Here is a 20,112-nt window from a genome sequence, read left to right as displayed (position 1 = left end):
CGCCGATGCGGACTCACAGAAAACCAGGATGCTAAGTTTAGAAAACGGATACAAACCGCATAGTAGCACTACCTTGACATCCTAGGGATAAATGAAAGGCTAATGTGGTATGGGAATCAAATTCATGGACACAACTGGACTCGAACCAGTGACCCCTACGATGTCAACGTAGTGCTCTAACCAACTGAGCTATGCGTCCTCACGAATTCCTAATGTAGCAGAACTATCCGTAGAATGTCAAGCATAAAAATTAAGTTTTTTCTAATCGCCAATTTTGCCCCAAATTTTCACAGTGCGATCGCCCCCACCACTAGCCAAACTACCCCCATCAGCACTAAACGCCACAGACAAAACCTCCCCCCCGTGGCCCGACAAAATTTCCAACAAACCCCCCGCCTGGGCATCCCACAAATAAACCGTACCATCCCGACTCCCACTAGCCAAAACCCGACCATCCGGGCTCAAGGCCACACACAAAACATCCCCAGAATTATCCCTGAAACTCCGCAACAAGCTGCCACGACCCTCCTGGGTATCCACCCGCCACAACTTCGCCGTACCATCCCGACTCCCACTCACCAAAATCAATCCCTTTCCTAGCCCTCCCCTGGTGTGGTTGGGGTGAGGGAAGTTCCCAGCAAAAACAGTCGATCGCACCCAATCCCCGTGCTCTGCTAAAGTACAAATCGATCGACCAGTTTGCCAATCCCACAACCGCAAAGTCTTGTCCCGACTCCCGCTAACCAAAAACTCCCCATCCGCACTAAAAGCCACCGCTTCCACCCCCTCAGCGTGACCAATCAAAGCCGACATCCGCCTTCCCTTATTCAAATTCCACAACCGCAAAGTCTTGTCCCGACTCCCACTAGCCAAAACCTGACCATTGGGGCTAAACGCCACAGCAGCAACCCTGTCAGAATGACCAGCCAAAGCGTACCACCACTTACCCTTATTCAAATCCCAAATGTGAATCATTTTGTCCCGGCCACTGCTAGCCAAAGTCGCCCCATCAGGACTAAAAGCCACAGCAGTCACCCAGTCAGAATGGCCAGTGAGAGTATACCAGCGCTTGAGGGTATCCAACTTCCACATCTCAATCGTCTTGTCCTCGCTACCACTAGCCAAAGTTTGACCATCAGGACTAAAAGCTACCGACGTGACAGCATTCGAGTGACCTACCAGAGTATGAACACACCGCCAAGTGGGGGCCTGTGCCGGTACAACCCGCTGCATTGATGGCACAGGTAAAATCGTGCCTGCAACCGTTGGCGGCAGTGTATTTTGCAACACAGGCATCCTCTGCTGCACGGGAATGGCGGGGGCTGACTGGGGCGGTGTCGCCGTGCCCGTCCCCGCCGACGGCTGCGGTAGCAAATCTGGGAGTACCTGGGCCACAGATTTGTAGCGCCGACTCAGACTCGGTTCGATCATTTTGTCCAGGATGCGACCCAATTTCGGATCGATAGGCACCTTCACAAAGTCTCGCCAAACCCAAACATCTTGATTGAGATCGAACAAATCAAAAGGCGATACTTGAGTCATCAAATAAATGCAAGTTACTCCCAAACTGTACAAATCGCTGGCAAAAACCGCTTGACCTCGAATTTGTTCCGGCGCGACAAATTCGGGAGAACCGATGACAGTACCAGTTTCTCTCGAACCCTCGACAACTTTGGCCGCACCAAAATCAACTAAAACTAATTCCCCCGTTAGGGTTGGGTAAGTATAAATAATGGAAGGTTGAACCGGGCGGCGACGGATAATATTTGGTGGTTTAATATCTCGGTGAATGACACTGCGCGAGTGGACAAACTCCAATACTGGCAATAAATCCTTCAGCAAACTGAGAATTTGATTTTCGCTAAAGGCCCCGTGTCGCGCCAACTCTTGCTGTAAATTCTGACCTTCGATAAATTCTTGCACCAAATATTGATAGTTTTCCTGCTGAAAGTGGGCCAGTAATTCGGGAATTTGTGGGTGTTTTCCCAATTCGTCTAGGCGCACGGCTTCTCGGTTGAATAATTCTGCTGCTTTCTGGGCGCTGCTAGTACCTTGGGCTAAGGGGAAAAATTGTTTGATGGCGCAGCGAGGTTTGGAGGGTTTGTCTTCATCTATGGCTAAAAAAGTGCGGCCAAAACCCCCTCGCCCCAGGGGTTTTATTGCCCGGTAACGCTCTCTGAGCAAGAGTTTGCTGCCACAATTGAGACAAAATTGGGTGCGATCGGCATTTTGGGGATTTTGACAAGCAGGATTGAGGCAGTAACTCATAACCAAGCGAGGAATGAATCAGCAGGATATCTCTATCATACGAAAACCTATGGGAGATGGAGCCTCGCGCGATCGTTAAAAAACTAACTTTCAGACGGACTAAAGTCCTTACTACCAAGGGAATCTTGGTTTGTAATGAGGACTTTAGTCATCAGAATTTAGGATGTTGCCTTAACTTTCAGGGCATACTCTTTAAACCTTTCCAAATCTGCCTGAAGTGTCGATTCAACTACCCGCCCCACAAAGGAATTGTCCATCAATTTTGCCAACCATCCGGGAATGCCATAGGCTACGGTTAGTTTGACAATGCTGCTGTTTTTGCGATCGTAAAACCGCACAGCACCTCGATTGGGCAAACCGTCTACTGATTCCCACTGCATAATCTGATTGGGGACTAATTTTAAAATCCGAGACAGCCAACTAAATTCTAAGCCACCAGTAGCGAGTTTCCACCTAGACAATTCCGGGTTGTCTTCGAGAATGCGAACTGATTCTATCCACTTCATCCAGCGCGGCATTTGCTCTAAGTCTGACCAAAGTTTCCACGCTAATTCGATGGGAATTGCTACTTCTACTTGTACGCTATGTTCTAACCAATTAGTCATGGGATTTTAGATGTTAAATTTTAGATAGCTGTTCGTTACCAACATTTCTCTAGGCCCTACTAAGATTTTAATATAAACCTAGGGAATTAAGTTACATTCAAACATCTTATTTGCAATGGGTCCGGCGACGCGATCGATAAATTTCTGACGGACTTCAGGATTGTTCTGCAAGAGTTCGATCGCTTTTGCTTGCAGAGCAGCTTGTTTCCCCCCATCAGTTGTTGAATCTGGTGTGGACTTAGACTGAGGCTGCATTTGGGCCACTTCTTCACAAGAAGCTTTTTCGTATTTGGCGATCGCAAAATTGACAGCAATATCCAACAAAGCTTCCTGAGATACAAAACTGTCACAGGAACTGACAACCATTCCCACAGTCACCCCCAAATCCAAGAAACCGGGTTTCTGCGATAATTTTCGCATCCTCACCGAGATTGTGGTGAGAAACCCGGTTTCTGAGGCCCCACACATCACCCCCAAATCCAAGAAACCGGGTTTCTGCGATAATTTTCGCATCCTCACCGAGATTGTGGTGAGAAACCCGGTTTCTGAGGCCCCACACGATCGCTGTTATCATAAAATCACTTCACAGCAGAAGGGAACGACTATGCAAACCCAAGAAAAACCAGCGATCGAAAAGAAACCCCAAACAGAAAAACGCCACTACACCCCAGAGGAATATCTCGCATTAGAAGAAAGTGCGATCGACAAAAGTGAATATCATGATGGAGAAATCATACCAATGACAGGCGGAACAACCAACCACAATAAAATCGCACTGAATTTTTGCCGGAAATTTCCCTTGACTGTGAATGGTCAAGATTACGAGACATTTATCAATGATGTGCGCCTGTGGATACCCCTAACTCGTCGCTACGTCTATCCCGATATCATGGTGATTCAAGGAGAACCAATATATCAAGGAAGTAACAAAACAATTGTCACAAATCCTCTGGTAATCGTCGAGGTTTTATCCAATTCAACCAAGGACTACGATCGCGGTGGCAAATTTGTCGCCTATCGCTCAATCCCGGAATTGCGAGAATACATTTTAATAGACCAATATAGTTATCATATTGAGCAATTTGCTAAAAACTCTAATGGCAAATGGGTATTAACAGAATATGATTCAGCGGAATCTGGATTAACCCTAGAATCTGTAGATTTTCAAATCCCACTGAGCGAAATTTACGAACGGATTAGTTTTGAAGTTGAAGAGGAAGTAAACGAGCAAATAAGTGAAATTCAAGAATAATATTGAGCTAGTAGATAATCCAAGAAACCGAGTTTCTGCGAGAATTTACGCCTCCTGACGATATTTTACGAATAAACCCGGTTTCTGACTCCCACGCCCATCCGAGAAACCGAGTTTCTGCGGTAATCTTTGCATCCTCATGATATTTTACAAAAAAACCCGGTTTCTGAACCCCACACGCGATAATTCTGGCATCCTCACCTAGATTAAGTTAAGAAACCAGGTTTCTGAATCCTGCGCGATCGTGCGATTTGAGCAAATTCGCCACATCGGGCCCAGCCGGAATAATACAGCCGGGATTCAACGGGAACAAATTGCCGTAATAATCGCGTTTTACAGCCTCCAAATCGCAAGTACCCGCAACTCCCGGTAACTGATACAAATCGCGCAGGTAGGCGCCCAAATTCTCGTAATCTTGAATGCGGCGCACATTACATTTGAACAAGCTGTAATAAACTGCATCAAAACGGAATAGAGTAGTAAATAGTCGCACGTCTGCTAATGTTACCCGATCGCCACAAAGATAACGATTCATCGAGAGCGATCGCTCGATTTCGTCCAAAACAGCAAACAATTCACTGCAAGCCGAGTCATAAGCAGCTTGAGATTGGGCGAAACCGCAGCGATAAACACCGTTATTCACCGATTGGTAAATTTTCTCATTCCACTCGTCAATTTGCGATCGCACATCCACAGGATAAAGATCCATTTGATTGCTAGCAAACTCATTAAACTCCGAGTTTAGCATCACAATAATCTCCGAACTCTCGTTATTAACGATCGCCTTTTTCGAGTCATCCCACAACACAGGTACCGTACACCGCCCCTGATAGCCCGGTGATGCCAACTGGTAAAGTTCCGGCATCGTATTGCAGCCAAAAGTCTCCGATTCCATCACCCACATTCCCCCTTCCGAGGGATAGACAATCGACACCGATATCGCATCTTCGAGTCCTTTGAGCGCTCTCGTCACCAGAGTGCGGTGCGCCCACGGGCATCCCATACCCACAAACAGGCGATATTGTCCCGTGGCGGGCTGGTGAGGGTTGTTTGCTTCTGTCGAGACAAAATTGCGGAAACTGCTGCTGGGGCGAATGTATGCTCCGGTGCGATCGGGCGGTGCTAGTTTTGACATCATTAATTGCCACATTGATGTCCAGACAAATTTGCCTAATTTGACTGTTACTGATGAAGGAAGTGATTTGTTTTTCACGCCAGGGATTCAAAGTAATTTGCTAAACATAATCTGTTTATTTTACATCACATTGATATCCAGGCTTCAAACGAGGGAAAAGTAAGAGCAATCTGCCTCGCTCTTGCTTTTCCTCACCTGAAAACAAGTTGCTACACTCTACCAGAGGTGATATCGGCATAAGCTCGATCGATCAATCGGCGAGCCACAGTTTGAATTCCAGTATGTTCGTAATAATTAGTAGTCATATCTAAAAACGCAGCCACATAATCCAGCTTGTCATCAGTAACATCAACATATTGCTTAAGATTTCCCAAAACAGTAGCGGGAGTTAAACCACGAGACTGTACTAAATTGTTCATCCAACCTTGGGCTGAAGCAAAAGTTGCGCTGACAAATCCGAGTTTTGCAGCACCACTACCGCCGGGAATTAGGTTGCTGATATTTTGGAAAGTTGAGTTTTGCTGCAAGGTGGAAGGATTCAACCCGACTAGAGTATTTTGTGCTACTCTCAGGAAGTCCGGGCCCAGGGGAATTAAACCATCAGCACAGACTAAAGCAGCCATCCGCATCAGAGCTTCGTCTTTGTAATGAGATAAATAATTACCAAAATTTCCCATATTGTCAAGGGAAATATTGTTAAGTTTACAGAAGACAATTAGCTCGATCGCCACTTTGACACATAAGTCGATCGTCTGAGTGGTGTCAGCCTTGGGAGTCAAGCGGTTGATAAAAGAAAGAAAGCCGATGTTTTCGCCAATTTTATTAGCCATAGCCGTGACTCCTAACGCACTGTCGGCACTGTCGGCTAACTGGTAAAGTCGGAGAGAGGCTTGATAGGGTTCGTTGGGATTTGCATAAAGTGCGATCGCGCGATCGCGAATTTTCTCAATTACTTTGCGCTTAGTTTCCCCTGTAACAACTTGAATAGTATTATCAAAACCCGTGAGATTATTCCATTGGCCAGGAACCACAAAATCGAGAGACTTCAACATCATCACAGTGATACCACCAGAAGGCAAATTGTCAACCAATTCCACAATAGACTTGCTCATCACAAACTCCAGAATAGCTATATTTAAACCTGTTCTTCCAAATACTCCAACTTTGGAAAATACAATTCCAGATTCCCGGTAAACTCTCCCGAAGCAAGCAAACAAATGCAAACAACTACCACAGGACAACAGCCAGTTTTGTAATACTCCAGCCTTGGCACTCTGCTGGCTCCTCTGCGTTCTGGAGCGCCCTCTGTGGTGCAAAATATTCACACTTCACTCGCCCTCACAAAGTTAAGTTTCATTATATAGACCCACATAAATCGCCGATATATGTTATAATCAATCCCGAAAAAAATAAAAATCTAAAAAATGACTGTTGAAGTTAAAACCAATCCAGGATTAGCATCGCGCTTAGTAAACGGCGTACTCTCCATCAAACCTTTAGCTAATATCGCCAAACACCAAGCGCGAGAAATGATGATTAAAAGAGCCGAAAAAATAGGAGTGCATTGGCGGCAAGATGCCCAAGCACTTTTAGCTAGGAATTGGGATGCAGAATTGCTCAGCGTCCAAAATCCCAATCTGGTTTACCCCAAATATTATCTAACTTCATTTCACGCCTACGAAAAAGGCAATATGAGTTGGGAAGCCGCCACAGAAGTCGAAGTTGCCGCTCGTGCAGTTCACGCCGGAATTTGGCCAGAAGCCGGTGCCGAAGGTGATGCTAAACTGCGGGAAAGCTATCATCAAATTATCCAATCTCAGATTTCCCAAACACCCCAAGATATTGTAGATTTGGGATGCAGCGTGGGCATGAGTACCTTTGCTATGCAGGATGTTTACCCAGAAGCAAATACTGTCGGTGTGGATTTGTCGCCTTATTTTTTAGCCGTTGCTCAATACCGTTCCCAACAAAAAAAAGCGGAATTACCAAACCAAAAAACTCCGACTTGGGTACACGCTGCCGCTGAATCTACAGGTTTACCTGGGAATGCTTTCGATTTAGTTTCTATCTTTCTAGTTTGTCACGAATTGCCGCAGAAGGCAACGATGGAAATATTCCGAGAAGCGAGGCGTTTGCTGCGCGATGGCGGACATTTGACTATTATGGATATGAATCCCAAATCTGAAATTTATGCCAAAATGCCTCCTTATATTTTGACTTTGCTCAAGAGTACCGAGCCTTATTTGGATCAGTATTTTGGGTTGGATATTGAGCAGGCTTTGGTAGATTGTGGTTTCGCAGCACCGACGATAACTTGCAATACTCCCAGACACCGGACTATTGTTGCTGAGGCAATAAATAGTCAAGTTTGACGTTTGAAAAATGTGTGCGGTATAATAAAATTTTTAACTCTCTTATACCGCAACAGCCGTACAATTAATAGTTCTGCCGTCGCGCGCAGCTTGATTGGATACAGCCACGTCATGAATTAAGATTTTGCCTATGGAAATATATCCTACTTTACAAACGCAACGGCTTATTTTGAGGCCATTTACTTTAGAAGATGCTCCTATCGTGCAGCGATTGGCAGGGGCTTATGAAGTGGCTGCGACGACACTCAATATGCCCCACCCATATCAGGATGGCATGGCAGAACAGTGGATTTCTTCTCAACGAGCAAAGCATGAAAAGGGAGAAGTCGTCGATTTTGCCATAGTCATTCGAGAAGGAATGCTCTTATGTGGTGCAATCGGACTCGGCATAGACAATAGGAATAATAATGCCGAACTTGGTTATTGGATCGGTGAGCCTTACTGGGGTCAAGGCTACTGCACCGAAGCAGCAAAAGCAGTTCTATACTACGGTTTCAAATCCTTGAATCTCCATCGTATTCACGCTGCTCATCTTAAATGTAATCCTGCTTCAGGCCGTGTGATGCAAAAAATTGGCATGAGTTACGAGGGATGCTCGCGCGAGCACTTTTGCAAAGGGGGACAATTCCATGACGATTTACAATATGGCATATTAGCGAGCGAACTGGATATAAAGGGGTAAAACGACGGCCGAACAAGGCGCTGCACCCCACCGCCTAAAGCTCCGTTCGTTCCTCATTTCGCTTTCGCTGGCGGGTGAGCTTGTCGTTAAACCGTAGGAATAAGTTTGTAGTAAAAACACTTAAGGGCAGAAAGTTAGCAAACGCCCTGGTTCTTCTAGCAGATCATTTTTATTTCAAATCATGAATATTTTACCAAAATATACTACTCACAAACCCAACCCCGATCTGTTGGTAATTCATAGAGTTCCAGGATTATTATTTTGGGTATTTATGTTTATGTACTTTGGCTTTGTTACTTGCTTAAATTTATTATTTGTTACAATAATATGGGAAGTTAGATTACCTCGAACTCTTACCTGTCAAAAACAGCAGCAAGCTGTAAACTGCGAGTATGTAATTCCTGGGTTTATCTCTGGAAATACTATTAAAATTCCCCATACTAAAAAGGCGATCGCCTCTCAGACACCGAACGGCGAAACCATTGTCCTCACCAGTTCAAAACCTTGGATGGTTCTGGAACCGACATCTAATAACCTTCAAAATATCCAAGCGATTAACGCGGGTTTAGCTAAATTGAATAATGGCGATAAAATATGGAAGCTCGATATCTACGCATCCTATGAGAGTGCCAGCAATTTTTTTATGTTCTTCCTTTTACCTTTGGGATTATTGTTATTTATACTAGGAATTAGCATCGTTTTTTACCAGGGGTCTACCTACTTAGAACTAGATGTCAAAGCTAATACTGTTACCGTTATTTACTTAGGAAGATTTCGCAGGCAATTATCGCTGTTAAATCAACTTAGAGGAGCCGAGAGTCAGGTTTACGGGCATTTAGGAATACTTTCTGACAAATTTGGAATTTATGGTGGTGACTCGCGCTATCGACGTAATAACTACCGGAATATCCGTCTGTTGTTTACCAACCGCGGTCCCTTTATACTTGGTTCTTACCAACAAATCTTGGATAACGATGGAGGTGGGGGGATACTTGGTTATTATCAAATAATACTCCCTAAAGATGGAGGTCAGGAAGTAATAAGTCTGATTAACTCATTCTTGAATGAGATAGAATGGAGGCTAAGGAGCAAAAGGCTAGAAAGTTAATTCTGAATAATTTTCAGTTAGTCAGATATTTGATATCAAATCCGTTGACATCGGAATTATGATTTCTCTCTTCTCTTTCTCTGTGTCCTCTGTGTTCTAGTAAGGTTTAATCATTCCGATACAACCAGAAACGATATAACAGGTTAGGGAGATGCTGGCGCTATCGGATTTGTCGCGGCATATTCACCCCTCACCCACCCCGCAACTGCTGGACTAAATGAACTAATTCTGGTAAAATCAGTTTCTCCACCGCCAGTTTCACTGCATTACTAGAGCCGGGAAGAGAAAACACTAACTTGCCTTTATAAACGCCAGCTACAGCACGAGAGGCGATCGCCCTAGAACCAATTTCTTGATAACTCAAAAACCGAAAAATCTCCCCAAAACCAGGCAAAATCCTGTCCAGCAAACTCTCCATCACATCATAAGTAGTATCTCGCGGAGAAATACCAGTACCGCCGCTAAAAATTACCACATCCACATCTTCGCGATCGCAAAAAGCTTGAATCTGCAATATAATTTTTGCCGAATCATCTTTAATAACTGTGTAAGCTACCACAGAATGACCAGCATCTTTCAGCAACTTCTTAATTAAAACACCACTCTGGTCTGTTTCAGCCGAGCGGGTGTCGCTAACAGTAACAACAGCACAGTTCACAGTCATTTCAGATAAATCAGGATGAGGAATTTGCGTCATATAAAATAAGTTATTTGTTATTTGTTATTTGTTATTTGTTATTTGTTATGGGTTATTTGTTATTTGTTATTGGCGATGCCCTGAGCGTAGTCGAAGGGTTGTTGGTTATTGGCCGCGCCCTGAGTGTAGGCGAAGGGTCGAAGGGTTGTTGGTTATTGGTTATCTAGGGGGTTGTTTATTGTTAGTTGTAGCTGTCTTCTTGTGTTGTTCGTTATTATAACAAATAACCAACCACAAATAACCAATAACTAATAACCAATAACCAATAACCAATAACCAATAACAAACAACAAATAACCTAGGCCTTGCTAAATCCTAAGCCATTAGCTTCAGAGTAGCGTTCCATAAAACGCATAAAACGCTCCCATTCTTCCTTACTTCTCATTAAATAAAGAGCTTCCAAACCAGCAGGCTGACCGTTGACAAATTTAGCCTTAACTTCGCGAGTTATGATTTCACCTTCTTCGTCAATCATGTACATCCCAGTAATGTCTTCGGTACTGGTAGTTAGAGCTTTGGGATTTTCAAAAATAAAAGTAGCCGTGCCTTGACTGCCACTTTTAGAACGAGTTAGACGCACTTCGGGCACAGAATCTTCGTCCATACCACGGGAAAATTGAATTGTAGCCATAATTTGACAATTGAACCTTAATGATTACTTAATTTCTTAAGATCCCATCATAAAACGATTCGGTACAGGGAAATCGAGACTTGGGAGAGGGGAAGAAGAGAAAAAAGCAGACTCAAGTTTGATTGCAAATCTTCCTTGTCCCCCTTCCCCATACTCCTAGACGATGTAAGGAGAATTAATAGGCTGGGCGCGATTGGTGGCGACTAGAGTTTGGTAGATGAGAGCGGATATTTCACCACGGGTGATGTCGCGGGCTGGGGAAAAGCGATCGCGCGCTGGATAATTCACCACCATTTTACGCTCTGTGGCCGTTGCTACCTGAGCGGTGGCAAAACTGGGAATCAAAGCGCGATCGCTGTAAACACTCAAAGAATTGGGATTTCCGCCCACAAGCTGCAAACCATTTACCAAAGAAACAACAGCCTGAGCCCTAGTCAAATTCTGATTTGGGCGAAAGGTAGTGTCAGGATATCCAGCCAAAAAGCCAGCCCGATTAGCTTTTTCGATCGCCGCTTTTGCCCAAAAATCCGCCGCCACATCCTTAAAATTGGTTGCATCCCGGCGAGGAGCAAGTTCAAAAGCCTTCGCCAGCAAAGCTGCGTACTGAGCCCTTGTCAAACCTTGATCCGGCTTAAAAGTGCCGTTAGGAAAACCACTGATAATATTCATGTTTGTCAAACGTTCAATAAAATCCTTAGCCCAGTGAGTGCTGATGTCGCTAAACTTGATGCCGCCAGGAGTGGGAGTGGGGGTTGGAGTTGGGGCTGGGGTTGGAGTTGGGGCTGGGGTTGGAGTTGGGGCTGGGGTTGGAGTTGGGGCGGGAGTTGGAGTTGGGGCGGGAGTTGGAGTTGGCGCTGGAGTTGGGGTTGGAGTTGGTGTCACCGAGCCCAACTCAACTAAACCTTTCACCAGAGAGGAATTAATCTGATTTCCCACGGCGAAAATTTTGACCCCAGTGGCGTTTTGCAAGTCAAATTCACCGTTATTGACAAACACATTACCACCCAAATCTTGAGCAGTACCAACATCAGGCATCGCTTTCCCCACTACTGTCAAGCCGTCTTCCACATTTCTTTCAATGCGATTCTTGCGTATAGTTGGTTGTGAATCGCCTGCGAGGACAATCCCAGAGCGATTTTGCAAAATTTGGTTTTCCACAATCAAAGGAGCGGACTGAGCTTGTAGAGAAATACCAAAACCTGTATTTTGAAAAGTATTGCGCCGGAGTACACCTTTAGCGCTACCAGCCATAATCACGCCAGCGGCAGAGTTTTCCAAAAAGATGTTATCGAGAATAGCAGGATTAGCAGTGCCGGTGGCAAATATTCCTTCCCGCTTGGATTTAGTCAAAGTGCAGTTAGCCACAGTGGGAGAAGTTGATTCAATCCAAACTGCGGTGCCACGAATCTCAGGATTGATGACAGTTACTCCGCGTAATTCGGCATCGGTTCCTAGGAGTATAGTGACATTTTGACCAGCGGCGCTGGGACTGACAAATTTGCCGCTTCCTTGGATGATAATGCTGCTACCTTTGTTGGATTCATTACCGATTATTTTGATTCCAGAGGGAATGTCTAGGGGGAATTGTTCGCCACTGGCTGCGCTGTAAGTTCCGCTGGCTAGCTGAACGATCGTTCCGTAGGGGGCGATACCGATCGCGCGGGCTATAGTTTTCAATGGGGCCCCTTGGCTACCGGCGGCTGCATCGGAACCTGTGGCGGAGTTGACGTATAGTGTTGCCATGTTTTTGCTAAAGAGATAAGGTGCGATCGAGTATTTGTATGATTTTCATTTTCTACCAACTTGACCCCGGATCTATATTCTGTTTCCTTCGCCGACAGTCGAAATTCCCTGCCCAAAAACCTTAACCGCTTCAGCCAAATCAGTTTCGCCCATCAAAATACAGCGTCTTAGCAAGTCAAACCTCGATCGACAAATCGGGAATCAACTTAGGTTTTCCCAAACAAAACGATTTATCTGCTTGAGTTGAAACTTCTCCCATTTTCTCCTGCGTCATGGAACCACAAGGGTAAAACCTAATACCTTGCTTTAGCAGAAAAGTTGTCAGCAGATAACCAATGATTTCTGAAAAATTTTCGTGTTGGAATCCCGGCATTATAATTTCAATCGCACCTGCAAAAAAAGACAATTTTACCCCAGGGGAATCTTCCGAACCTTTCTGGATTAACTTGAATTGTTCCCAAGTGCCGCCCAGGGCTGTTTCATTCTCAGGAAAACGATGATTTTGTAGGGGTAGTGCCAAGAGTGCCTACCCTCTTCGTCTTGTGTCATTGAGCTACACCATTATCTCCTATGGAAATTATAGCGTATGGGGCGATCGCTCCTAACAGTCAGCGTTGGTCGTGGTGCAATTCCCAAATGCAGTGCTTAAAATTAAAAAAGTCGATGGTTAAATCGATAATCTTTCTTGTTGGTTTCGCAGTCTAGATCCCCCCTAACCCCCCTTAATAAGGGGGGAACCGGAATCTTCTCTTTTCTGGTTCCCACACTCTGCCTGGGAACCAATATCCAGAGGCTCTGCCTCACCTTAACTACCAGTCAATTTGGCAATGCAAGATGTTTCTAAAACCACTAAAAAATCATTCTGAAAAACTGCACAATTTGTCATTGCTTCAGCTAACACAGGAATTTTCCCTTGTGTGAGAGAGGCGATCGCCTCTGGTGTAGAATCAAAGTCTTCGATCCAACCGTAATCCTTTACATACTCAAGAGTCAAGGCATTGCGATCGAGCATCCAGAAATCTATTCCATATTGATTAATAAACTTTTGCACCACAGAGCGATCGGGACTATATTGAGCGCGAATTAAATCGTTAACTCGCTGTCTAAATCTAGTATAATAGCCTTTTTGATAAGGCACTGCATATTCTTTTCCTAGCACAACCGAGCGCTGACTAAAAGTTGGCAGGTTGTCCACCTCTGGCGCTAGGGAAGCAATCAAAATATCTGGCGGTTGCTGCTCAAAAAACTGGTATAATTCGGGCATTTTACCCTCTACATACCCAACGCTAGGAAATTTCTTCACTAAGCAGGGATAAAGCACAACTACCACAGCAATTATCGCTGTTGTGATGATTGCCACTAGATTTTTGATGCTAAATTTGGTTTCGGTTGTCTTGGCCCAATTTCCCACTCCATCTAGGAGCAAAGTTAGGGCGATCGCACTTAAGAACACTACAATAAATCGCAAGCTATAAGCAGTATAGCGCCCCGGCTGATATAATTTAAAAATGGTAGCATGAGCTGCAAGAAACATGACTAAGGATGCTAAAAATAGTTGCAGCAACAGCCAGATATTACTTTGAATCTGTTTGGCTACAGGAAAGTGCGATCGCCATACCAATAGCAGCGGAAATAGCCATGCAGCACAGTGAGTAACGGGGGTAAACAGGGACTTGGGAAACATCCCACTACCCCGGCCAGTCAACCAATAATCTAGGGGATTTGGACGAAAAAAAGCATTTCGGCCTTGGGGCGCAAATTCCGGCATTGTTTTAGCTTCTGCTGCTGTATAAGCGGGGCCAAATTCCGATTTATCTAGGGCATAGGGTAGCATTACTAAAAACACAACTCCTAAACCTGTAGTGCAAAATAGGTAATTTGTGCGATCGCGCGACAAGCGCAAACTACCTTTTTCCCAATCCAGCAACCGCAAAACTAAGATACCGGCTGCTACCAATGCGTAAGGAGGGTAAAATAGTCCGATTAAGGCGATCGCGCCTAAACAGGGCAGTAAGGAACGTCGCAGCAAATAATATAAAAAAGCGAGAAATAGCGGATAGATAAAGGCTCTGGGCGTTGTGGAAGCCAAATCGTCTGTCATCCACATATGTTGGTTGAGCAGCAAAGAGGCAATAAATCCAGTCATGGGCACTGGCAGTATTTCTAGAGCAATGCTAAAACAGTAATAAGTGGAGATTAAGCTGAGGAAAAGCGGCAATATTTTGTGAAATAATAGGGGAGAGATGCCAATTGTGGCTGCTATTTTGTAGAGCGTGCTGTAGCCTGTGGGGCTGATGGATTGAAAGTAGTTAGCAATGAAGTCGTTGGGAAACAATTGGCGATCGACAAATCGCATCATCCAGAAAACGTGTTGTCTCGCGTCGTCTTGCACGACATACTCGCCACCGAAGGCTTGTCTTAGTCCTAAAAAACCATAGATTGCGGCAAATGTCAAGCTTAAAGCTAACCAAAATATGGTAGGCGATCGAGATTTATCATCATGATTTGTGGCTGTCAGAAATTTGTGCAAGGGGGCGATGAACATGGGGTAAAAAATAATATTATATTAATTCTGGTTGTATCGGAATGATTAAACCACAGAGGACACAGAGGACACAGAGAAAGAGAACAGAGAAATAATAATTATGATGTCAACGGATTTGATATTATGTAGTTGACCGTTGCATGGTCATGATTTAACCTTTTTGCTATAAAATTTTAACTCAATACTCAACATTCATAACTTTTCAATGAAATCTAAAACTCCTGCTTCTCCAACACCACCAAGCCCAGAGTCAGCCGAAAAAGCAGAACCTGCCTTTGGCTGGAACGCCTACGCGGAAAAAATCAACGGACGATTTGCGATGGTGGGATTCGTGGCAATTCTGTTGCTAGAATTTTTCACAGGCGAGAATTTTTTCACCTGGCTAGGTTTGCGTTAAATCACTAAAAAATGGAAGGTGAAAAATAAATTATTATCCAATTTTCACCTTCTGCGTAGATGTTTGAATTCAGAGAATATCGATTTATCAATCATTAATTTTTAATGACTTCCCGGACTATCAAACTGTACTTGCCTTTACCTTTTGGCGGTGAATCAAAAGCATTGACAATTACTTTGTAGCTACCACTGGCAGACAAAGTAACAGTCAATTCCGAATTGGAATTTTGCTCAGTAGCATCATCATTTTCTGCAAGCAATTCGCCTTGGGAGTTGAAGACAGCCAGATAAGTATCAAACTCGCCACTTTCTAAGGAAACAACTACTGTCTGGCCTGTCGTGCCTTCAAAGGTATATTCGTCATATAAACTGCTGTCTGAGGGCAGTACGGAAGACTTCGCCGGAGTCAGTTCTCCTTGTTTTTCCAAAATGACTTTAGACGATCCCGCAGCAGGAATAGGCAAAGCTGAGGGAGTTGGTATTGCTGATGGCGAAGACTTCGGAGTAGCCTGAGCTAAAACATGATTAATATCCCTGTTAGTATGAGGGGCATTCTGAGAAAATCCTGCGGCAATTAGGGTAGAATTACCGGGCGCTAAAACTCGACTCGCATCGAAAATTGGCGAGGAAGCAACGGGCTTGGCTGAAACAGTAGCTAGTAGAGCAATTGGCGCGATCGCCCAAAATCTAACTTGACGCATGAATTACCTCAGTTTTTGATGAAGGAAGAAGGAAGAAGGAAGAAGGAAGAAAGAAGAAGGAAGAAGGAAGAAGGAAGAAGAACCCCTCCCCTACCCCAGGGCGGTTTCATTCTCCAACAAACGAGGGGTTTGTAGGGGTAGTGGATGGTGCGTGCCTACCCCCCCCACTCATAACTAATTCCCAATTACTAATTTTCAACTTTTAGCGGACTGTTAGAGTGTAACGCCCCCGGCCCGAAGCGTCGTAAGCATTGACAATGACACGATAGCGACCAGTAGCGGGTAAAGTAACGCTTAGAGACGCATTTTTATTCGCATCGCTCTCATCATCATTTTCTGCTACTAATCGACCATTAGGGCCAAACAAAGCTACATAGGGATCGAACTCTTTACTTTCGAGGGAAATCTCCACAGACTGACCCGATCGACCTTCAAAAGTATACTCGCGATAGAGACTGTTGTCCGAGGGCAGTACCTGAGCGCCAGCAGCTAAAGTACCTTCTTCTTGCAAAATTGCCCTGGCCGCCTGGGTAAAAGCTGCGGCTTTCAGTTCTAGTGTATAAGCTCCCGACTGCCTGGCCTGGTTGGAATTTGCCAATAAGGTGTAAGTGCCGTCTGCTGGCAGCCTGACTGTAATTCGGGCATTGTTACTGCCTGCGCCGTCATCATCTTGAGCGATTTGTCGTCGATCGGGGCCGAGCAAGATTAAATAAGGGTCAATTTCTTGACTTTTCATTTCAATTGTGATTCGCTGACCTGCTTTTCCTTCAAAGGAGTAGAGGTCGAAAAAGCTGTTGTCTCCCGGCAGAACGCTAGACTGGTTGGTGAGTTTGCCACTGATTGCGGGGCCGTTGAGCGCGAGTTTTTCTGGTGATTTGTTACCAAAGGGCGATCGTCTCTGAGCAACGCGGGGAGCTCGCCCTTCTCTTACCGCCGTCAGGAAAGCGGGTACTTTGTCTATGGAAATGGCAAAACCGATGCCGATATTGCCTCCGCCCTGACCGCGAGTAAAAATAGAAGTGTTGACTCCGATTAATTCTCCCGAACTGTTAAGCAGTGGACCTCCTGAATTGCCGGGATTGATGGCTGCGTCTGTTTGAATCAAGCTTCGTTGTTGGTCGATGCGGCTGACAATTCCGACGGTAAAAGTACCTTGAAATCGACCGAAAGGATTGCCGATCGCAAATGCTTGTTGTCCCACTTTCACCGAACCAGGACGGGCTAAAGGAATTGTGGGCAAATTGTTTTGACCCCGCATTTTAACTACGGCTAAATCTAAGCCTTCTTCCCCGAATCCAATGACATCGGCTGGGACTTTTTTGCCATCTGACAAAATTATATTCACAGTACCGCCTGCGGCAACAACGTGGGCGTTGGTTAAAACCATGCCGTCGGGGCTGATAATTGTGCCACTACCGTTGGATTTATCTGTATCGACGGTAACAACTGCCGGACTGGCTCGTTCGTAAACGCGAATATTAGTTTGTTCTTCGATATTTTGGGCGATCGCACCCTGTCTATCCAGCGACTTAAATTCAGTAACATCTGGTGATGACTGCACAGGGGATGTGGTAACAACGGCGGTGGCGCTGGCTGAAACCCCCATTGTTAAAATTCCCGATATTGCTAAACTTAAAAGTTTGAAATTCATGGCGATCGATGAGTATTTAGCTGTCGGTTGTGCTCTGTGTTGTCTGTGCGTCGATCGGCGGTTTCACACTCCCCATTCACAGTTTTTTGGATCGTAATTCTCCGATCGCGATCGCCAGTAGATGGGCATAAATCAAATGTAACTGGTATTTTTCCGGTGATATTGACACCAGAAATATTAAATTTCACCCATCTACTTAGCACTTCCCCTAGTTGTCGAAATTGGGGGAATTATCCGGTTGGTCTTCCGGGTGTTCTACTGGTCGATACTCCACGTAATCTGAGGGTGGTGGTTGCAAATCGCGGCTACTGGGGCGAGACTTCCCTCCTTCGGCGGGACGAGTTTTTTTGGTTCTCGGTGTCCCATCGCTGCGGTTATCGGAAGTTGGCGGGCGGCTGTTACGGCTGCGAGTCGGTTTTTCATCGGGATTGTCTGAAATGTCCCAACGGTCCGATCTGTCGGATCTCTCCGATCTGTCCGATCTGTCCGATCTGTCCGATCGCTCTGGGGCAGGGTTTTCGGGGCGAGAGGGACGTTTGCGGGACGATCGCTCAGGTCCATCGGGTTTAGATATATCAATGCTGCTATTGCGACGGTCGGGACGGCGGCGAGGTTCGTCATCGTAGCCTTCCCGCGAAGCACGATAATCTTGACTACCTCTAATCCGGGGACGCTGGGGATAGTCTTCCTCTGGTTCTAGCTGCTCAATGTCAGCATCGTAGCCATCATAACCGTAGGCGTTGCTGACGGGTCTATCTTCATCGATATATTGTGCCCGACTTTTGGCTTGGGCGGTGGTTGCTCCCCGCAGCTTAATACTTTCGGCTGCAAAAAATATGGCGGAACCAGTGAGCATGAATTGACCAAAGGCCAGAATTGGATCTAGCCGCCAGCCTTGGAATAATAGAATACCCCCACACAATAGACCTACTGCTGCAAAAAAAATATCATGGTCTCGTGCTAGCTTGGGACGCCAAGATCGTAGAAAGTAAAGTCCCGCGCCAGCTACTGCTAGGATGATCCCCAGCAGGCTGCTCCAGTTTAATCCTAAATTAACCATTACCCTATCTCCTATTTCTGTTCTATATTAGCGAGTTAGATGTTTACATTTTTACTTAAATCTGCTATTCCGACTTAGCTGGATGAGGGTCTCATCCGCTTTGCAGCTTGGGAATTCACATAATATTGACATAATACTGAATCTGAACAGCTCATATAAAATCCTGTCTTCATCGTCCTGTATTAAACTCTCTCTTCTCGAACTTCGCGTCCTTAGCGCCTTCGCGGTTAAACCATTCCGATACAACCGGAATTGATATCACCGGGCTACAGGTAGAGCGAGGGACTTTCCGGGGGTCTCAGTTAACGGGAAAAAACCTCAGCTTGGCAGTTCTAGAAGGTTTTGGCTTCTGAGTTGCTTACAGCCGAGGTTTCGGAACTAGGGAAATGCCCGACGTCAAGCCATCGCTACAGCCGACAATTGACTTTGACGCCGGACTTGGATCTTTACAGATGTTTTAGGTGCGCTTAATTTTGTCTTTTTGGCTGATGAAGATTAGGGCGATCGTTGCTGGAATTACCACCACACTAACGCCCACCAGCAGGCTGTACAGAAAATTCGCGAGTGAAGGAGTCATAGATTCAAAGCCTTTGTTACAACAATTTGATTTTTATTAATTTTATACTTTCGATCGCACCAGGGAAACAGTTAAAATTATGAATACCTGACTTAACAAAACTTAAAATTTCGACACAATAACTCTATGACTGGTATTACCGTTACAAGCTGGATTCTGGGCTTTGTCCTAGTATTGATGACTTTGTTGTTCATTTTTCGCATCGTCTTGACTTGGTATCCCCAGGTCAATCTCAGTAGACTGCCGTTGAGTCTGATTGCTTGGCCCACGGAACCTTTTTTAGCAGCTACTAGAAAGATTGTACCGCCCATCGGCGGGGTGGACATTACGCCGATTATTTGGGTTGGCATCTGTAGCTTGCTGCGAGAAATGATTCTCGGCCAGCAGGGGCTACTGACGATGATGATGTGAGAGTCATTGGTCATTAGTCATTGGTCATTAGTCATTGGTCAGCAGTCATTGGTCATTAGTCATTGGTCATTAGTCATTGGTCATTAGTCATTGGTCATTAGTCATTGGTCATTAGTCATTAGTCATTAGTCATTAGTCATTGGTCATTAGTCATTGGTCAGCAGTCATTAGTCAGCAGTCATTAGTCATTGGTCATTAGTCATTGGTCATTGAATAGATTTTTGATTGATATGACGGTGGATTTCACCTCCACTAAATTTTATCGTGAATAATTCAAA

At 45.1% G+C, this 20,112-nt stretch carries 21 protein-coding genes and 1 tRNA gene; 6 read left to right on the top strand and 16 right to left on the bottom strand.

Features of this window, described 5'->3' with window-relative positions; translation table 11 throughout:
* Positions 1–125: 125 nt before the first annotated feature.
* The 4 genes from AAFP14_RS12880 to AAFP14_RS12865 form a co-directional block, all read right to left on the bottom strand.
* Positions 126–199, bottom strand: a tRNA-Val gene (locus AAFP14_RS12880).
* Between the two features lie 62 nt (positions 200–261).
* On the bottom strand, positions 262–2,268 hold the full coding sequence (locus AAFP14_RS12875; RefSeq protein ID WP_341732648.1) for a serine/threonine-protein kinase: 2,007 nt from the start codon (positions 2,266–2,268) through the stop codon (positions 262–264).
* Between the two features lie 158 nt (positions 2,269–2,426).
* Positions 2,427–2,873: an SRPBCC family protein gene (locus tag AAFP14_RS12870; protein WP_340550798.1), complete on the bottom strand. Its 447-nt coding sequence runs from the start codon at positions 2,871–2,873 to the stop codon at positions 2,427–2,429.
* Between the two features lie 78 nt (positions 2,874–2,951).
* On the bottom strand, positions 2,952–3,386 hold the full coding sequence (locus AAFP14_RS12865; protein ID WP_341732647.1) for a hypothetical protein: 435 nt from the start codon (positions 3,384–3,386) through the stop codon (positions 2,952–2,954).
* A 91-nt stretch (positions 3,387–3,477) separates the two neighbouring features.
* Between AAFP14_RS12865 and AAFP14_RS12860 the strand changes: the two genes are divergently transcribed.
* On the top strand, positions 3,478–4,125 hold the full coding sequence (locus AAFP14_RS12860) for a Uma2 family endonuclease (protein ID WP_341732646.1): 648 nt from the start codon (positions 3,478–3,480) through the stop codon (positions 4,123–4,125).
* Between the two features lie 211 nt (positions 4,126–4,336).
* Here AAFP14_RS12860 and AAFP14_RS12855 read toward each other — a convergent pair whose 3' ends face one another.
* Both AAFP14_RS12855 and AAFP14_RS12850 read right to left on the bottom strand, forming a co-directional pair.
* Positions 4,337–5,275, bottom strand: coding sequence for a glutathione S-transferase family protein (locus AAFP14_RS12855; RefSeq protein ID WP_341732749.1), 939 nt, complete (start codon positions 5,273–5,275; stop codon positions 4,337–4,339).
* A gap of 194 nt (positions 5,276–5,469) precedes the next feature.
* The gene (locus AAFP14_RS12850; protein ID WP_341732748.1) at positions 5,470–6,372 is read right to left on the bottom strand and encodes a hypothetical protein; all 903 of its coding nucleotides are present in this window, start codon (positions 6,370–6,372) and stop codon (positions 5,470–5,472) included.
* A gap of 312 nt (positions 6,373–6,684) precedes the next feature.
* Between AAFP14_RS12850 and AAFP14_RS12845 the strand changes: the two genes are divergently transcribed.
* From AAFP14_RS12845 to AAFP14_RS12835, 3 genes are all read left to right on the top strand, one after another.
* Positions 6,685–7,632 carry a class I SAM-dependent methyltransferase gene (locus AAFP14_RS12845; protein ID WP_341732645.1) on the top strand — a complete coding sequence of 316 codons (948 nt, stop codon included), beginning with the start codon at positions 6,685–6,687 and terminating at the stop codon, positions 7,630–7,632.
* Positions 7,633–7,762: 130 nt separating this feature from the next.
* Entirely contained in the window at positions 7,763–8,314 is a 552-nt protein-coding gene (locus AAFP14_RS12840) for a GNAT family N-acetyltransferase (protein WP_341732644.1), read from the top strand.
* A 181-nt stretch (positions 8,315–8,495) separates the two neighbouring features.
* Positions 8,496–9,422 carry a hypothetical protein gene (locus AAFP14_RS12835; RefSeq protein ID WP_341732643.1) on the top strand — a complete coding sequence of 309 codons (927 nt, stop codon included), beginning with the start codon at positions 8,496–8,498 and terminating at the stop codon, positions 9,420–9,422.
* Positions 9,423–9,612: 190 nt separating this feature from the next.
* Here the strand turns inward: AAFP14_RS12835 and AAFP14_RS12830 are convergent, their stop codons facing one another.
* The 5 genes from AAFP14_RS12830 to AAFP14_RS12810 all read right to left on the bottom strand — a co-directional run bounded on the left by AAFP14_RS12830 (position 9,613) and on the right by AAFP14_RS12810 (position 15,038).
* Positions 9,613–10,119, bottom strand: coding sequence for a MogA/MoaB family molybdenum cofactor biosynthesis protein (locus AAFP14_RS12830; RefSeq protein ID WP_341732642.1), 507 nt, complete (start codon positions 10,117–10,119; stop codon positions 9,613–9,615).
* 298 nt (positions 10,120–10,417) lie between these two features.
* Complete coding sequence (gene psb28, locus AAFP14_RS12825) at positions 10,418–10,750, bottom strand: photosystem II reaction center protein Psb28 (RefSeq protein WP_340520837.1); 333 nt, start codon at positions 10,748–10,750, stop codon at positions 10,418–10,420.
* A gap of 156 nt (positions 10,751–10,906) precedes the next feature.
* Positions 10,907–12,493, bottom strand: coding sequence for a DUF1565 domain-containing protein (locus tag AAFP14_RS12820; RefSeq protein WP_341732641.1), 1,587 nt, complete (start codon positions 12,491–12,493; stop codon positions 10,907–10,909).
* A 175-nt stretch (positions 12,494–12,668) separates the two neighbouring features.
* Positions 12,669–13,013 carry a hypothetical protein gene (locus AAFP14_RS12815; RefSeq protein ID WP_341732640.1) on the bottom strand — a complete coding sequence of 115 codons (345 nt, stop codon included), beginning with the start codon at positions 13,011–13,013 and terminating at the stop codon, positions 12,669–12,671.
* A gap of 285 nt (positions 13,014–13,298) precedes the next feature.
* Positions 13,299–15,038 (bottom strand): hypothetical protein, encoded by a 1,740-nt coding sequence (locus AAFP14_RS12810; protein WP_341732639.1) that lies wholly within the window; start codon positions 15,036–15,038, stop codon positions 13,299–13,301.
* A 205-nt stretch (positions 15,039–15,243) separates the two neighbouring features.
* On the opposite strand from AAFP14_RS12810, the gene AAFP14_RS12805 reads away from it, so the two are divergent.
* A complete protein-coding gene (locus AAFP14_RS12805) occupies positions 15,244–15,435 on the top strand; it encodes a chlorophyll a/b-binding protein (RefSeq protein WP_341732638.1) in 192 nt (63 codons plus the stop codon).
* Positions 15,436–15,529: 94 nt separating this feature from the next.
* Here the strand turns inward: AAFP14_RS12805 and AAFP14_RS12800 are convergent, their stop codons facing one another.
* The 5 genes from AAFP14_RS12800 to psbX form a co-directional block, all read right to left on the bottom strand.
* Positions 15,530–16,135, bottom strand: coding sequence for a DVUA0089 family protein (locus tag AAFP14_RS12800; RefSeq protein WP_341732637.1), 606 nt, complete (start codon positions 16,133–16,135; stop codon positions 15,530–15,532).
* A 202-nt stretch (positions 16,136–16,337) separates the two neighbouring features.
* Positions 16,338–17,786, bottom strand: a complete 1,449-nt coding sequence (locus AAFP14_RS12795; RefSeq protein WP_341732636.1) for a trypsin-like peptidase domain-containing protein — start codon at positions 17,784–17,786, stop codon at positions 16,338–16,340.
* A complete protein-coding gene (locus AAFP14_RS12790; protein ID WP_341732635.1) occupies positions 17,783–17,974 on the bottom strand; it encodes a hypothetical protein in 192 nt (63 codons plus the stop codon). The genes AAFP14_RS12795 and AAFP14_RS12790 overlap by 4 nt, the downstream gene beginning before the upstream one ends.
* 20 nt (positions 17,975–17,994) lie before the next feature.
* Complete coding sequence (locus tag AAFP14_RS12785) at positions 17,995–18,846, bottom strand: Ycf66 family protein (RefSeq protein WP_341732634.1); 852 nt, start codon at positions 18,844–18,846, stop codon at positions 17,995–17,997.
* A 457-nt stretch (positions 18,847–19,303) separates the two neighbouring features.
* Positions 19,304–19,423: a photosystem II reaction center X protein gene (gene psbX / locus AAFP14_RS12780; RefSeq protein ID WP_333272427.1), complete on the bottom strand. Its 120-nt coding sequence runs from the start codon at positions 19,421–19,423 to the stop codon at positions 19,304–19,306.
* Positions 19,424–19,549: 126 nt separating this feature from the next.
* On the opposite strand from psbX, the gene AAFP14_RS12775 reads away from it, so the two are divergent.
* Positions 19,550–19,834, top strand: coding sequence for a YggT family protein (locus AAFP14_RS12775; RefSeq protein ID WP_341732633.1), 285 nt, complete (start codon positions 19,550–19,552; stop codon positions 19,832–19,834).
* Positions 19,835–20,112 lie beyond the last annotated feature (278 nt).

The sequence above is a fragment of the Microcoleus sp. EPA2 genome, from assembly GCA_020882975.1.
In the GTDB taxonomy this organism is placed as follows: Bacteria; Cyanobacteriota; Cyanobacteriia; order Cyanobacteriales; family Microcoleaceae; genus Microcoleus.
The sequence above is the reverse complement of the archived record's forward strand: the minus strand, read 5'-3'. Positions and strand labels throughout refer to the sequence as shown.